The 13,570-nt window shown below is 43.3% G+C and carries 15 protein-coding genes; 4 read left to right on the forward strand and 11 right to left on the reverse strand.

Annotation, left to right across the window (positions count from 1 at the left end; all coding sequences use genetic code 11):
- Positions 1 to 4 precede the first annotated feature (4 nt).
- From LIN78_RS15735 to LIN78_RS15745, 3 genes are all read right to left on the reverse strand, one after another.
- Entirely contained in the window at positions 5 to 979 is a 975-nt protein-coding gene (locus tag LIN78_RS15735; RefSeq protein WP_227181817.1) for a hypothetical protein, read from the reverse strand.
- A 68-nt stretch (positions 980 to 1,047) separates the two neighbouring features.
- On the reverse strand, positions 1,048 to 1,662 hold the full coding sequence (locus tag LIN78_RS15740) for a nucleoside/nucleotide kinase family protein (RefSeq protein ID WP_227181818.1): 615 nt from the start codon (positions 1,660 to 1,662) through the stop codon (positions 1,048 to 1,050).
- Positions 1,663 to 1,683: 21 nt separating this feature from the next.
- Complete coding sequence (locus tag LIN78_RS15745) at positions 1,684 to 2,556, reverse strand: sugar phosphate isomerase/epimerase family protein (RefSeq protein ID WP_227181819.1); 873 nt, start codon at positions 2,554 to 2,556, stop codon at positions 1,684 to 1,686.
- Positions 2,557 to 2,755: 199 nt separating this feature from the next.
- Here LIN78_RS15745 and LIN78_RS15750 point away from each other — a divergent pair, with 199 nt between their 5' ends.
- Positions 2,756 to 3,781 (forward strand): LacI family DNA-binding transcriptional regulator, encoded by a 1,026-nt coding sequence (locus LIN78_RS15750; protein WP_227181820.1) that lies wholly within the window; start codon positions 2,756 to 2,758, stop codon positions 3,779 to 3,781.
- On the opposite strand, the gene LIN78_RS15755 is transcribed toward LIN78_RS15750, so the two are convergent.
- Complete coding sequence (locus LIN78_RS15755) at positions 3,767 to 4,399, reverse strand: TetR/AcrR family transcriptional regulator (protein WP_227181822.1); 633 nt, start codon at positions 4,397 to 4,399, stop codon at positions 3,767 to 3,769. The two genes, LIN78_RS15750 and LIN78_RS15755, sit on opposite strands and share 15 nt — an antisense overlap.
- Positions 4,400 to 4,515: 116 nt before the next feature.
- Here LIN78_RS15755 and LIN78_RS15760 point away from each other — a divergent pair, with 116 nt between their 5' ends.
- The 3 genes from LIN78_RS15760 (at position 4,516) to LIN78_RS15770 (ending at position 6,444) form a co-directional block, all read left to right on the forward strand.
- The gene (locus LIN78_RS15760; protein WP_227181823.1) at positions 4,516 to 5,589 is read left to right on the forward strand and encodes an MBL fold metallo-hydrolase; all 1,074 of its coding nucleotides are present in this window, start codon (positions 4,516 to 4,518) and stop codon (positions 5,587 to 5,589) included.
- A 93-nt stretch (positions 5,590 to 5,682) separates the two neighbouring features.
- Complete coding sequence (locus tag LIN78_RS15765) at positions 5,683 to 6,048, forward strand: MerR family transcriptional regulator (RefSeq protein WP_227181824.1); 366 nt, start codon at positions 5,683 to 5,685, stop codon at positions 6,046 to 6,048.
- A gap of 60 nt (positions 6,049 to 6,108) precedes the next feature.
- Positions 6,109 to 6,444 carry an EthD family reductase gene (locus LIN78_RS15770; protein ID WP_227181825.1) on the forward strand — a complete coding sequence of 112 codons (336 nt, stop codon included), beginning with the start codon at positions 6,109 to 6,111 and terminating at the stop codon, positions 6,442 to 6,444.
- Positions 6,445 to 6,459: 15 nt separating this feature from the next.
- Here the strand turns inward: LIN78_RS15770 and LIN78_RS15775 are convergent, their stop codons facing one another.
- The 7 genes from LIN78_RS15775 to LIN78_RS15805 form a co-directional block, all read right to left on the reverse strand.
- A complete protein-coding gene (locus LIN78_RS15775; protein ID WP_227181826.1) occupies positions 6,460 to 6,780 on the reverse strand; it encodes an AzlD domain-containing protein in 321 nt (106 codons plus the stop codon).
- Complete coding sequence (locus tag LIN78_RS15780) at positions 6,777 to 7,475, reverse strand: AzlC family ABC transporter permease (protein WP_227181827.1); 699 nt, start codon at positions 7,473 to 7,475, stop codon at positions 6,777 to 6,779. The genes LIN78_RS15775 and LIN78_RS15780 overlap by 4 nt, the downstream gene beginning before the upstream one ends.
- A gap of 64 nt (positions 7,476 to 7,539) precedes the next feature.
- On the reverse strand, positions 7,540 to 8,331 hold the full coding sequence (locus LIN78_RS15785; protein ID WP_227181828.1) for a pyrroline-5-carboxylate reductase: 792 nt from the start codon (positions 8,329 to 8,331) through the stop codon (positions 7,540 to 7,542).
- A gap of 68 nt (positions 8,332 to 8,399) precedes the next feature.
- Positions 8,400 to 9,881 (reverse strand): aldehyde dehydrogenase family protein, encoded by a 1,482-nt coding sequence (locus LIN78_RS15790; protein WP_227181829.1) that lies wholly within the window; start codon positions 9,879 to 9,881, stop codon positions 8,400 to 8,402.
- Between the two features lie 54 nt (positions 9,882 to 9,935).
- Complete coding sequence (locus LIN78_RS15795) at positions 9,936 to 10,706, reverse strand: transporter substrate-binding domain-containing protein (protein WP_227181830.1); 771 nt, start codon at positions 10,704 to 10,706, stop codon at positions 9,936 to 9,938.
- Positions 10,707 to 11,121: 415 nt separating this feature from the next.
- Complete coding sequence (locus LIN78_RS15800) at positions 11,122 to 12,177, reverse strand: proline racemase family protein (protein WP_227181831.1); 1,056 nt, start codon at positions 12,175 to 12,177, stop codon at positions 11,122 to 11,124.
- A gap of 42 nt (positions 12,178 to 12,219) precedes the next feature.
- Entirely contained in the window at positions 12,220 to 13,473 is a 1,254-nt protein-coding gene (locus LIN78_RS15805) for an NAD(P)/FAD-dependent oxidoreductase (protein ID WP_227181832.1), read from the reverse strand.
- Between the last annotated feature and the right edge of the window lie 97 nt (positions 13,474 to 13,570).

Below are 13,570 nucleotides of genomic sequence, written 5' to 3' on the forward strand. Positions count from 1 at the left end.
GGCGTTATTCCGCTGAAATCTTGTAGGCAATACTTACGGGGGTGCCGCTAGTAAAGTGAATGCCATTGCGTCTAGACAATGGATGAGATTTCGGTGGTTCGACTACGCGTGTCAAATCAAAAAAACTATTACATGGCTCAATACCCAGTGCGTAGTGTTTACCGCCCCATGGGTAATGCGATCTTCCACCATTGCTTATCCAAATCAGTGCATCAGGTAAATGGGGGGTATCCCAATCTAAATGAACATCCACTTTTGCTTTGTGATAACGAATAGATAATCTACCGGTACAGTCTGCTAACTGTAGAAGTTCTTCAGTTACTTGTTCTAATGGCAAATGTGTCAGATCCAGATTGCCTTGCTCACTTGGCACTGCTTTTAAACTGCCGCAATGACTGTTTGGCACCAACTGTGAAACGCCGGGTTCAGGCGAGTACGGATAGGTATGAACTAACTCAAACCCTTTATCGATTATCTCTACCTCTTCCCCTTCTGTGCGGAAAGTTGGATGCAATGCAAATGGCAGGGTGACAGATTCTTTGGCGTAAACCATTGTATTCACGCTGATTTCTGCCGCCATTGGGTTCACAGAGAAGGTTCTGACCAGTTTTTCGATGACTTGATTCTCTGGGTAAACGATCGCTATGCTTAGTTCATGGTCGGTTTGGCTAAGCAACTGCCATTCATGGTTTGCACAATAGCCATGATCCCATTCATCCGATAATGGTTTTTTTAGCCAGTCAGAAGGAATTTGGCTTGGGTGGCATGCAGGGCCATAAGGTAAGCAAGCCCATTCGCCTCTTAGCCGACGCATAATGCCAGATAAAGCTGGGTCATTTTGTTCTCCCCAAAAAGCAGTATGCAGGGGAGAGATAGAACGGCCATCAGGAAACTGAAAAGTAACGGGGGCTAACATGCCACCTAATGCTTGAACATTGGCTTCGCCAAATGCCCATTGAAGTTGCCAAGTAGTGCTCACAACAAATACCTTCTGTAAACCAGACAACTAGCAAGCATTGCTTCCTAGTTGTCTTTTGGTTTAGTGGATTACCAACTAAAAATAACGTCAGCACGGCCTTTGGTAGCTTCGATCAAACGAGCATTTGGCTCGTCTGTGACCTTCACCCATTCAACCGCTTCCTCTTGCGTTCTACCAAATTGCATGTGTCTTTTGACTAAGCGCTCTAAACGAAGTGCTTGGTCAACTTCTACATACCAAACTTCATCCAGATAACTAGTCGCCTTCGCCCAATGCCCTTCTTCTAACAGCAAGTAATTACCTTCCGTGATCACTAACTGCGTATCTGGGTGAACTGGAATCGCGTTTGCAATTGGCTCTTCAATTTCACGGCGAAACTCTGGCGCATAGACAATTTCATCTTTGGCTTGATGTCTGAGACGGCTTAGTAAGGCAATATAGCCAGCGCTATCAAAGGTATCTTGTGCGCCTTTACGCCCTGCTTTACCGGTTCTGGCTAATTCCACATTGGCTAAGTGATAGCCATCCATTGGCACCACAACAGATTGCGTCGGGAATAGCTGGTGCATCGCTTCAGCTAACCAAGATTTTCCAGAGCCAGGAGGCCCTACAATCCCCAGTACTTTACGACCACCGTCAGCCAGCAAGGTGTTAAGGCGAGATTGATATTCTTCTTTCATCATGATCGGATCTCTAGCCTATGCTTACTTCACTTTTCCCATATGAGCCGCTTCAATTTGACCTTTGATAAAGGCATTTGCATGAGTTGCTAGGCCCATCCCTTCGTCCCAAAGGTTACGCCATACAGCGAGTGCGTTAGATAGGTTTTCTGATACCACAGCAGATGAGAAGCTTTCGAAGGTCATTGGGCCTTGGTAGTTAATCATCGATAGCGCATGGAAGAATGAGGTGAAATCAATGGTGCCAGAACCTAAATAACCACGGTTGCTTTCACCAATATGGACATAACCCAAACGGTCGCCACATGCTAAAACCGGCTGAACAAAGTCTGTTTCTTCAATGTTCATGTGGTAAGTATCTAGGTGAATCACCATGTTTGGTGCATTCACTTCATCTAACATCGCCAACGCTTGTTTAGCGGTGTTAATCACGTTTGATTCGTAACGGTTTACAATTTCGATACCAATGGTGACGCCTTTTTTATCGGCAAAGTCTGCCAAGCGTTTCATCGATTCGATCACATGCTTGCGGCCTAGCGGAGTAACTGGATGGTTATATTTTCCTAATGCGCTATATGGCACGCCACCAAAGTATGTACCACCTAGTTCAGCCGTAATGGTCACTGCTTCTTCTAGCAACGCCATGCCACGAGCAACAGATGCTGGGTCTTCACTAGAAACGTCTGCATCAAATGTTAAACCGCGAGAGCAAGCAATACCTAAATCGTATTCTTTTAATAGTTCGCGTGTATAACCTAAATCCATTACTTTAGGTTCGTGCAAAGAGAATTCCACTAGATCAAAACCAGCTTCTTTGGTTTGGCTAATAACTTTCTTTGCTGATTCTGGAGCCAAATCGCCAGCCCATACTAGTGCGTGAATACCTAACTTGTTCATCTGTGAAATCCCCTCTTTGTGTTGAGCTAAAACTGTGCAAAAATGAAAGCACAATCGATTGTGCAAAAAGTATAGGTAGGTCAAAATAGGGCTGTCAAGGAATTAAAAACGGCGGATTTACGATTGTTTTCGGCATAAATACGGCAAAATATGCAAGCTTTATGTCAAAAAAATGAGAAAAGATAAGAAAGACAAGTAGATGCCTTTCAGTACAAAAAAAATAACCACTATTTATGATTTAGCACAGATAGCAGAAGTCTCCCCTTCTACCGTCAGTGCCATCTTAAATGGGACATGGCAGAAAAGAAGAATTAGTGAAGAAACCGTTAAGCGCGTATTAGCGTTAGTCGATACGCATGGGTTTTCAATCAACCGACAAGCAAGCGGACTCAGGAAAAGAAAATCCGACATGATTGGCATGCTCATCCCTGAGCATCAAAACAATTTCTTCGGGTCGATGGCCAATCGATTTACGAAATTAGCGCGGGAAAGAAACTGGTGCCCGATTGTCGTTAGTACCCTACGAGATACAGAAACAGAATTAGCCACAGTAAAAACGCTGATTTCTTATAAGATCGACTACTTGGTTGTTACCGGTGCGACAGACCCAGATGCGATTAGCAGTATTTGTAAAGCAAATCGGTTAAAGCAAATCAACGTCGATTTACCTGGCCATAACGCCCCATCAGTGGTGAGTAACAACTATACCGGGGCTTATGATCTAACCAAACACTTAATCCAAAAAGCAAAACAAATTCAACATAAGGCAGCCGTGAAACCGGAGATTGTGTTCTTTGGTGGCAACAAGGCAGACTTCGCGACAACTGAACGCTTAAAAGGCTTTTATGCTAGTTTGAAAGACAGTACAGAAAGTGAACTGACACATAAAGAGATTATTTGCGGATATGACGCTATCTCTGCCTTTGAAGCGATTGCATCGCTACATCAAGCCAATCATGCCCTACCCGCAAGCCTGCTGATTAATTCTGCCAGCGTCTTAGAAGGTGTCTTAAAATATTTAGGACAGTTACCAACCGAAGTATTAGAGAAATGTGTTCTCGGTAGCTATGATTGGGAGCCTTACCAGCAGTTTTTTAAACAACCCATTAGTATGGTAAGACAAGATACCGATGCCATTTTAGACGAAGTATTTCGCATTATTGATGAAGAAGACTTCTCTGACCTGCGCGTCACAGAAATTCCACCAGAGTTACTCTTGGTCTAGGTCTAGCGCTACTGGTGAAATGGCATAATGCGTTAAAAACATAGTAACGGCAGACAAGGCTATTTTTTCACGCATTTCTGTTGTTGGAATCGGCTGTCCCATCGTTACTTGTGGCCAAAAGGCAAAGCTTTTGACTAGGCCTTCCAATTGCATCGCGGCAAAATCTACATCGACAGGCTTTAATTGCTGATGCTCAATTGCGCTACGAATCCAGCCACCTAAACCGCCCTCTTTTTCATTCATTCTGCACACAATTTCTTGTGCACGATCTGGGCGGTGAATCAACTCTGCCATGGCCATTCTGGCAAGATCTAAAAAAGTAGTATCGGCTAGAAAGTTCAGTTTATTCAATAGCATAGCGTGTAGCTGCTTGGCTAAAGATACGGTTGGCTGATACTGAAAATCGATACTCGCTGCACTTCTTTCCCATAGGTGCATCAAGATTTCCGCAAATAGTTTTTCTTTACTAGGAAAATGGTTGTACACCGTTCTTTTAGACACATTCGCCGTCGCCGCGATTTGATCCATGCTGGTTAATTCATAGCCCTGCTGACGAAAAGTATCAATCGCCGCATCTAATATCGCTTGGTGCTTCTTGTCTCGAAGTCTGAGTGTCATGTTGTTCTGCAAATTAGTATTGCGATTATTTTACACTAATGAGTTTACTTTTTATCTATCGGGAACTACACTGTGTAGTGTAATTTATTGCTAATCATACTCGGAGCGTGATCAACATGGATAAAATAAATCAAACAAATAACGGTCCTCGCCCATCCAAACGTATTGATGCAAAGTACCAAAACTTCTACACAAAACCATCTATTGGGGGATGGGCGACGTTAAAGCTACTTTGGCAATTCTTTAGAAAACCAGCGTATACCGTCCCACAAGGCCAAATCCCAGTTACCCCACTGACGAAAGAACAGATTGAGCAAGCACCAGAACTCAGTGCGTTCCGGCTTGGACACTCCACGATCTTACTTAAAATTCAGCAAAAATTATGGCTGACTGATCCCGTGTTTAGCAAACGAGCCTCCCCTTTTGCTTGGATGGGGCCAAAACGCTTTCATCAACCGCCTATTTCAATAGACGCCCTACCCGCTATCGAAGGCGTGATTTTGTCCCATAATCATTACGATCATCTCGATAAAGAGGCGGTACTCGCCTTAAACAAAAAAGTGAAATATTTCCTTACCCCAATTGGCGTTGGTGATCATTTAGAGAAATGGGGCATCGAAAAAGAAAAAATCCGCCAGTTAGACTGGTGGGAGAGCATTCATTTGTCTGGTGTGGCATTCCATGCAACCCCTGCGCAGCATTTTTCAGGCAGAGGGTTGTTTGATGGAGACCAAACCCTTTGGTGTTCGTGGTCTATTTTTGCAGAAAATACGAGTATCTTCTTTAGTGGCGATACTGGTTATTTTGATGGCTTCAAGGAAATTGGAAACCGCCTAGGCCCATTTGATCTCACCATGATTGAAACCGGCGCATACGATGACCGTTGGGCATTTGTCCATATGAAGCCAGAACAAACGGTACAAGCCCATCTCGATGTAAAGGGAAAAACCCTGTTACCGATTCATAATGGCACTTTTGATCTTGCCCTGCACCCATGGCAAGAGCCGTTTGAGCGAGTGCTTGTCGCTGCAAGTGAAAAAGGCGTTGCGCTTAGTTTCCCTAGCATGGGTGAACAATTTAGCATCACAAAGCCAAATATGGGGTCTTTTTGGTGGCGGATAGTGGATCAAATAAAAGAAACGAAAGTTCCTTGTCGATTGAGGCACGCTTTGTGTAAACGCGGGAATTAAGCTTTGTGTGCTGGTAGTCAACTATCGGTTGTAAGTAAAATAAGCCGCAAGGTTTGTTAAGATCACACATCAACAATAACAATGGTTATTACGATGTTTATTGGCAAACTAGCCGCGTTAACCGGCGCATCCCCCAAGGCGATTCGTCTTTATGAGTCGATAGGCCTTTTGCCTCCTGCTAAGCGGCAAGGGAAATACTGGCTTTATTCAGAGCAAGATATTGTTTTAGTACACATGATTCGGCGCGGTTTGGCTGTCGGTTTTACCCTGAAAGAAATGTCTGCGCTAATTCTTCATCGTCAAGAGACTGGACATTTTTCATTTCAAATTGGAAAGCAATTAATCTTGGAGAAAAGGCAAAAAATTGCAGAGGAAATGAATAAGCTAAACATGCAGGACGCAGACTTAATTGCTTTGCAAGAAGAAATAGAAAGAACTTTTGGTCAGCCGGCTAGTTGACTCTGCCCTATAGGACAAGGTTTACCTTTGGTATTTATCGCTTAGTACGAAAGGCAAATCATGATTTCTATTTCCATTCTCTACCCTTTGCAGTCTGACGCTTTCTTTGATGTTAATTATTACCTCCAACAGCACATGCCGATGTCTGTGAAATTGCTTTCTGCTCATCATGGCTATAAAGGCGTGATGGTTGAACAAGGTGAATCTGGCGTTTCGCCAGATGTAGCCCTATCTTTTATCGCGATCTGCCGGTTTTACTTTGCTTCAAAAGATGATTTTCTAGACGCGTTTATGCCACACGCTGCGGTGTTACAGTCGGATATGAAGCATTACACCAATATCAGCCCAATCATTCAGTTTAATACGGTTTGTCTGCAAGAACCGTCTGTTGGGTAATGTCGTCCCTTGAACCTATCTTGCGTTTAATACTAACAAGCAAACCATGCCCGTCATAAATGGAATCCAAGTTTGGCGAAAGAGGAAGACGCTAAGAATGGCGACAAGCGTGGCGATAGATTCGTTACTCATTAGTGTGACTTGACCATGCTTCATAAAGATTTCAGGGGCAACGATGCTGGCTAATGCCGCTGTTGGTGCATAACGCAGATATTGTTGAATCGTAGGAGGGAGCTGAAAACGTTTTCCTCCTACGATAAAGCTGCTGCGCATTGCAAATGTCACTATCCCGACCACCAAGAAGCAAGACCATAGATAAACTTTATCTTCAATCATTTACGTTTTCTCTCTAGCGTTTCGAATAAGGCCCCGGTCCCTAAGCCAGCTAAGATGGCAATAAAGAAGCCTAATCGCATTGGTAATTGGATCAGCAGGCAGGCGGTGAGTCCACTCACTAAACAGACGGCAGCGGCTTTCCATTGCTTGAGAGCTGGCGCAAGCAAGATGGCTAGTGCAATCGTCGCCATGAATTCAAAGTGATATTCTTCAGGGATTTGCTGGGTAAAAACAGCGCCAACAACGGTGCCTAGCATCCATGTCATAACATTAAAGCTACTGGTGCCAAGGTATAAACCGGTTCTACTTTCTAACTGGGGATCCGCTAAAATTTTCTGGCTATACGCAGCAATGACACCATCACTCATTACATAACCAGCCCAGATTTTCACCTTCTTATTGCAGCCTTCAAATGCAGGCGCCATTAATGCACTAAAGATGAGAAAACGGAGTGCTAAGGCAATGGTTGTCAGTCCAACGACAAAGATAGATGCGCCAGACACAATAAGTGGCAAAGTACCTAGTTGTGCACTGCCACTATAGACAATCAATGTCATACCTATGCATTCCCAAAGACTAAAACCAGCAGATTTCATCGCGACCCCAGAAGCCAATGCCCATGGAAGTTGCCCTAAACATAGTGGCAGGTAGTCTTTAATGCCGGAAATGGCGGATTGTCTAAAAGTGGTTGTCATGTTTGTTTAGCATCTACACGTGTTGAATGTGTAAGTTGATGAGGCCTATTTCATTAAGTGGTTATTATTTTTTCGTATTGGCAAGCGCGTTGTTTGTAACGGTGGCTAATAACTGGTTGAGGGCGCCAAATAAATGGCTCTGCGTGTCAGCATTCAGAAATGACTTTGCCATCCGTTCATTTAAACCACCTGGTGTAGAGTATTCATCTTGCAAATGCGCAAAAGAGGTGGGTTGTTTAGCGATATGACCTAACTCGTTAAATAAATTGGATAAATACAGTTTTGCATCGCCCTCTTCTACCCCTTTTTCTTGCATCCAAAGTGATAAGTTATCAAGCAATGAAAAATACGTACCCATCATGGCACTAGCTACCGTAAAGACATTGAGTAAATTAATGTCTTCAATCTCAATGATTTGGCCTAGTCGGTTGAATAAATCCCGACAGTGTGGCGTTGCTTTTGGATAAACCAGCGTAGTGTCTCTTTGGTTTTCTACAAATGGGAGGGGAACGGCTCTATTGAGTGCGACTGGTACTTTAATTAATTCTTTTAATTGCTCGATAGATAAGGTAGCAACAAGACTAATCACAATCTGATTTGGCTTAAAGCAAAGTTCACTTAATACCTCTGATACGATTTGTGGCCTAACAGAAATGACGATGGTTTCACAGTGATCGATGATTTCTTGATTGTCCTTGGCTATTTCAACATGTGCATGTCTAGTTTTTAATGCTTTTGCCAAAATTGCATTTCTAGGAGAAATCCAGACTTGATCTGTATGTCCAACTGTTTTTGCCAGACCGTCAATCATGGCAGCAGAAATTCTGCCTGTTCCAATAAAACCAATCGTACTCATATTGACCTTTTCTCATGGGCCACCAGCCTCATTTCAGTGAGGCCGTGGCTTTTTTGCATGGTGGGGAATTATTTAATATACCAGCCCCACGGTGCTTCGGTCTCGTAAGTCGTAATTTGCTTGGTTTCTAGGTAGTTGTTTAGACCCCATTTACCTAATTCGCGGCCAATACCGCTTTGTTTGTAGCCACCCCATGGTGCTTCGGTAAAGGTGGGTTGCGAGCAGTTGACCCATACAATCCCCGCGCGTAATGCTTTTGCCACACGGTCGCAACGGACTTTGTCTTTAGACATGACGGCTGCAGCTAGACCAAAGCGTGAGTCATTGGCTAAACGCACCGCCTCTTCCTCTGAATCAAACGCACGGATGCACACCACTGGTCCAAAGATTTCTTCGTTCCAGATCCAGCTATCTGTAGGCACATCGGCAAAAACGGCTGGCTCGAAGTAATAACCTTTGTCGAAACCTTCTGGGCGTTTGCCCCCTACTAGCAGTTTGGCACCTTCGGCTTTTCCTTTTTCTACGGCGGCAAGTACTTGATCATATTGGTTTTGGTTGACTAATGGCCCTAGCAATACGCCCTCTTCCAAACCATTGCCGATTTTGATCTTTTTGGTTTCTTCCACCAGGCGGTCTAGCAGTGGTTGGTATAGGTCTTTTTGTACAAGTACGCGCGAGGTTGCCGAGCATACTTGGCCTTGGTTCCAGAAAATACCAAACATGATCCACTCGACAGCCGCCGCAATATCGCTATCGTCAAACACGATGAAGGGAGATTTGCCACCAAGTTCCAGGCTAACGTTTTTAATATCGTTAGCGGCAGACTTCATGATCTGGCTACCCACAGGCACGCTACCAGTAAAGGCTAATTTATCAACCATCGGATGATCACAAAGTGCATTACCAGCATCACGACCTTTTCCTGTAATGATGTTAAGCACACCAGCTGGTAGACCGGATTTTTCTACTATTTCACCTAACTTTACGGCGGTGAGCGAGGTCACTTGAGATGGTTTTAGCACCATCGAACACCCTGCAGCTAGGGCGGGTGCAACTTTCCATGCGGCCATCAATAATGGGTAGTTCCAAGGGATGATTGCACCAGCGACACCAATCGGTTCTTTGATTGCTTTAGAAGAAAAGCGATCATCAGCTAAGGTGATGGTTTCTTCGTTATTGCTATCTAGTTCTTCCGCAAGTCCTGCGTAAAATTCAAAGCATCCCGCTGCATCACCGATATCCCACATGGCTTCTGGTAATGGTTTACCGTTATCACGCGTCTCCAAGGTGGCAATGGCTTCAATATTGTCACGAATGCCCGCTGCAATATTACGCAAAACCACTGCACGTGCTTTACCACTCATTTTTGGCCAAGGGCCGTTATCGAATGCTTCGCGCGCAGCTTTTACCGCAAGGTCTACATCTTCTTCTGTACCCGATGCTACTTTCGCAATAATTTCTTCGCTGCTTGGGTCGATCGCATCAAAAGTTTGAGATTTGACTGGCTTTACCCATTGCCCATTGATAAATAATTTGTCAAAAACGAGCATTTATTTTTCCTTCATTGAAACGTCGTGATAAAAAGTTGGTTAGCCCTGACAGGGCTATTTTCCATACACATTGAAAATAAAATAGTTGTACATAATTCTTTGATAAGAGCCATCTTTTATAATTTGGCTAAGAGCAACGTCAAACCGCTTTTTTAACGCTGGATTGTTCAAGTTCACGGCGATCCCCTCCCCATCTCCCATGTATTTAGAGTCGCGTACAGGAGAGCCAACTAGTTCATACCCTTGCCATTCCTTTTCTTTTAAATGGCCTTCGTAGGCAGAGACAATATCGTCTAGTGCAATATCAATTTCACTGTTTTTTAGCGCAGCGTACATATCTGCTGCAGAGGGGAATTCTGAAATGTGAATTTGAGGGTCATTTGCGTATTTGGCCGCAACATAAGCGCTATAAATGGTATTGGCCTGAACGCCTAAGCGTTTGTTTTTAAGATCAAAATTGGTGACGTAAGCAGTGAGAAACTTACCTTTCTTGCCAATGAAACTGCCTGATACTTTCGTATATGAAGTTGAGAACAGTACTTTTTGTTTTCTGGCTTGGGTGATGGTGATTGAGGCAATTGCTGCATCTATCGTTTTATTTTCAACCGATGGAATGAGTGCGTCCCATTTGGTAGGTACAAACTTGCATTCAACTTTCATTACTTCACATAAGCGATTGGCAATATCCACATTAAAGCCGGTTAACTTGCCTTCTTTCATAAAGTCATAAGGAGGAAATGTGCCTTGTAATCCAATTTTCAGCACTTCAGCTTGTGTACTACTTGCTATCAACAAGCCAATTAAGCTAATCCATTTGGATTGCATAACTATCTCCTTTGCCTGCTATCTAGAAAAAAATGGGGTCTGTACTTTTCCCCTTTGTACAGACCCAAACCTCTTTAGAGAGGAGAGAAATTTTCTCAACCCTTTATTGAATACACTCTTAAATTCTTTTATGTATTCAACAATGTATACATATACTACGTGATAGATTTTTGACGTGTCAATAGCATTGATAAAAGAAAAAAAGAGAGGCTAAAAAAAGAAAGAGATGAAGTTGCTATGAAAATGTAAAATAAAAAATAAGCATATATATCAATGATATATATGCAGTATTTGAACTAGAAAATTAGTACTAGTTTGTCAGAACGTGCGAAAAATGGGGAGCCTCAATGATTGAAGCTCCCACTCTCCAACAACTCATCTTCGCCGGATGAAGAATGAGAAGAAGAACAATTCTTCAGGAGAAAAACTCTTTGACATCAGGCCCCCAAGTATCTGAGAGGGCAAATCCATTCTGAAATGGGTCTCGAGGGTCTAGACGAAGATATTCAATGCCATATATCCAACCACTACCAGTGATTTTTGGGATTACCGCTGGTTTGTTACCAATAGTGGTCTGATTGGCAAACTCAACTGAAAATTGTCCACCAATAATTGAACGGGAAATTTGTTTTTCCCCTTGCTTGATTTGACCTCTGGCTTGCATGGTAGCCAAGTTAGCCGAGCTCCCAGTTCCACAGGGTGATCTATCTACTCTACCCGGTTTTAATGTGGTGCAGGTTCTCACTATCCCGTTCGGTTCCCATTCCCTAAACATGACATAGGCAATGCCTTCTACACCTGGTAATTCTGGATGACAAATGGTGACGGCCTGATTGAGCTTGGTTTTTAGTTTCATGCCGGCATCTGCAAGCAATCGTGCATTTTCAGGGGCAATGGTTAAACCAATTTGCTGAACATCGACGATCGCATAAAATACACCACCAAATGCAATATCTGCTTTTAGTGTACCCCACTCATCCGCATCAAATTCGTAATCCAATGTTTCCGAGTAGCAGGGAATATTTTGTAAGGTAACTGAAACACAGCGCCCCTCTTCGCAGTGAGCAACTGCTGTAATTAAGCCCGCAGGGGTTTCTACTTTGACAATGGTTTGCGGTTCTAGCATTTTCACTTTGCCAGTTTCAAGCAAGGCGGTGACGACACAAATGCAGTTACTACCCGACATCGCATGGGCTTTGTCTGCTTGAAGTACAATAAATGCCGCATCCGCATCTGGATGAGAAGGCTCAACAAGAAGATTAAAAGACATTTGTACAGAGGCTCTAGGCTCGGCGGTCACAAATTTTCTTAAGGCATCATCTACTTGGTTGATATGGTTCATTTTTTCTAGCGCAGTTTTACCCGGTGTTTCAGCGGCTCCGCTAAAAATCACTTTACCAATTTCACCTTGGCAATGCACTTCGACAATTTCTAAGGCATTGAACCAACGGTTCACAATTGCTTTATTCATTTCATATACCTGCTGTTTATTCTTATGTTGTATAAAGAAATACTACCAACGACCACAACGATAAGGCCTCATATCAATCGCGTTTGGTTGATTCACAATGAGATCAGTCATTAATTTGGCTGCAGTTGCGCAGTAAGTTAAGCCCAAGTGACCATGACCTGATGAGTAAAAGACGTTTGGCATTTTTTCTGATCTGCTCATGACAGGAACCGTGTCTGGTAAGGCGGGACGATGTCCCATCCATTCTTGGGCATTCGTTGTGTTTAATGTTGGCAATGCAATTTTTGCACGCTTCACTAAAATTTTTGCCCGTTTAAAATCAGGGTCAGCATCCAAACCGGCCATCTCAACAGAGCCGCCAATTCTAATTCCACCTGCTGTTGGCGTAACCATGAATGCCTTTGCAGGCCAGATGAGAGAATGCTTAAGTTCCACGCCACTTTGCTGAATCTGTGTGTGATAACCACGTTCGGTTTCTAAGGGAATAGACTCATCTAATAAAGCAGAAAGCCTAGCTGTATAAGCACCAGCGGCAATAATCACTTCAGAACAAGCGATAAAAGGTTTGTTTTTTAAATGGACAGACGATACCTTTCCATCTTGAATTTCAAACCCGACAACATTCCCTTTTTCTACACGACCACCCAATTTTTCAACCTGTTGAATCAAGGTTTTAACGAGTAAATACGGATTACTAATAGATTTATTGAGTGGAAACAGCACTGCCTTTTGGATCTGATTAGAAATAGCTGGCTCTAGCGCTTGAAGTTGCGCTTGATTTAGTACGGGACTTTTAATCCCCATACGTTCAATCATATTTAAATGATCTCTATCTGCTTTAAATTCAGCTTCTGATGCATATAAGCTAAGGCACCCTTGTTCTGAAAGTGCATTTCTCATGCCAATTTTGTCTAGCATGGGTAAAAAATCATCGTAGACCCGTTTGCATAACACCATTCCCGCATCTTCTAATTCACGAACTTTTTGAGGCCGACCAGCCCAAAGAAACCGCATTAACCATGGGGCTAGTTTAGGCATATAAGAAGGGCGAAAACGTACAGGTCCTTCAGGATCTAATACCCAGCCAGGCACTTTTAGCCATGTATGTGGGCGGGATGCAGGCATAAACTCAGTGACAGCAATACTGGCCATATTGCCAAATGATGCACCTTTGCCTGGTTCCCCTTTATCTACTAAGACAACTTGTTTTCCTGCTTGTTGAAGCTCAAATGCAAGCGCGGCACCAATGATGCCTGCACCAATAATGACCGTTGGGGCGGTTTGGTTGGAAATCATATGGTTTCCTTATCGTAGATTGGAACTAACTAGAGAGACACCCCCTCATATCGTGTCTCTCTAGCAGCCCAAAAAACTTTTTATGTATTCAATTATG

Source organism: Leeia speluncae (assembly GCF_020564625.1).
GTDB lineage: Bacteria > Pseudomonadota > Gammaproteobacteria > Burkholderiales > Leeiaceae > Leeia > Leeia speluncae.

What these genes read in the sequence shown, in the direction of transcription:
- LIN78_RS15750 (WP_227181820.1), top strand. Translation starts at nt 2,756, where the DNA reads ATGCCTTTCAGTACAAAAAAAATAACCACTATTTATGATTTAGCACAG.
- LIN78_RS15785 (WP_227181828.1), bottom strand. Translation starts at nt 8,331, where the DNA reads ATGAGTACGATTGGTTTTATTGGAACAGGCAGAATTTCTGCTGCCATG.
- LIN78_RS15790 (WP_227181829.1), bottom strand. Translation starts at nt 9,881, where the DNA reads ATGCTCGTTTTTGACAAATTATTTATCAATGGGCAATGGGTAAAGCCA.
- LIN78_RS15800 (WP_227181831.1), bottom strand. Translation starts at nt 12,177, where the DNA reads ATGAATAAAGCAATTGTGAACCGTTGGTTCAATGCCTTAGAAATTGTC.
- LIN78_RS15740 (WP_227181818.1), bottom strand. Translation starts at nt 1,662, where the DNA reads ATGATGAAAGAAGAATATCAATCTCGCCTTAACACCTTGCTGGCTGAC.
- LIN78_RS15770 (WP_227181825.1), top strand. Translation starts at nt 6,109, where the DNA reads ATGATTTCTATTTCCATTCTCTACCCTTTGCAGTCTGACGCTTTCTTT.
- LIN78_RS15760 (WP_227181823.1), top strand. Translation starts at nt 4,516, where the DNA reads ATGGATAAAATAAATCAAACAAATAACGGTCCTCGCCCATCCAAACGT.
- LIN78_RS15775 (WP_227181826.1), bottom strand. Translation starts at nt 6,780, where the DNA reads ATGATTGAAGATAAAGTTTATCTATGGTCTTGCTTCTTGGTGGTCGGG.
- LIN78_RS15765 (WP_227181824.1), top strand. Translation starts at nt 5,683, where the DNA reads ATGTTTATTGGCAAACTAGCCGCGTTAACCGGCGCATCCCCCAAGGCG.
- LIN78_RS15745 (WP_227181819.1), bottom strand. Translation starts at nt 2,556, where the DNA reads ATGAACAAGTTAGGTATTCACGCACTAGTATGGGCTGGCGATTTGGCT.
- LIN78_RS15805 (WP_227181832.1), bottom strand. Translation starts at nt 13,473, where the DNA reads ATGATTTCCAACCAAACCGCCCCAACGGTCATTATTGGTGCAGGCATC.
- LIN78_RS15780 (WP_227181827.1), bottom strand. Translation starts at nt 7,475, where the DNA reads ATGACAACCACTTTTAGACAATCCGCCATTTCCGGCATTAAAGACTAC.
- LIN78_RS15755 (WP_227181822.1), bottom strand. Translation starts at nt 4,399, where the DNA reads ATGACACTCAGACTTCGAGACAAGAAGCACCAAGCGATATTAGATGCG.
- LIN78_RS15795 (WP_227181830.1), bottom strand. Translation starts at nt 10,706, where the DNA reads ATGCAATCCAAATGGATTAGCTTAATTGGCTTGTTGATAGCAAGTAGT.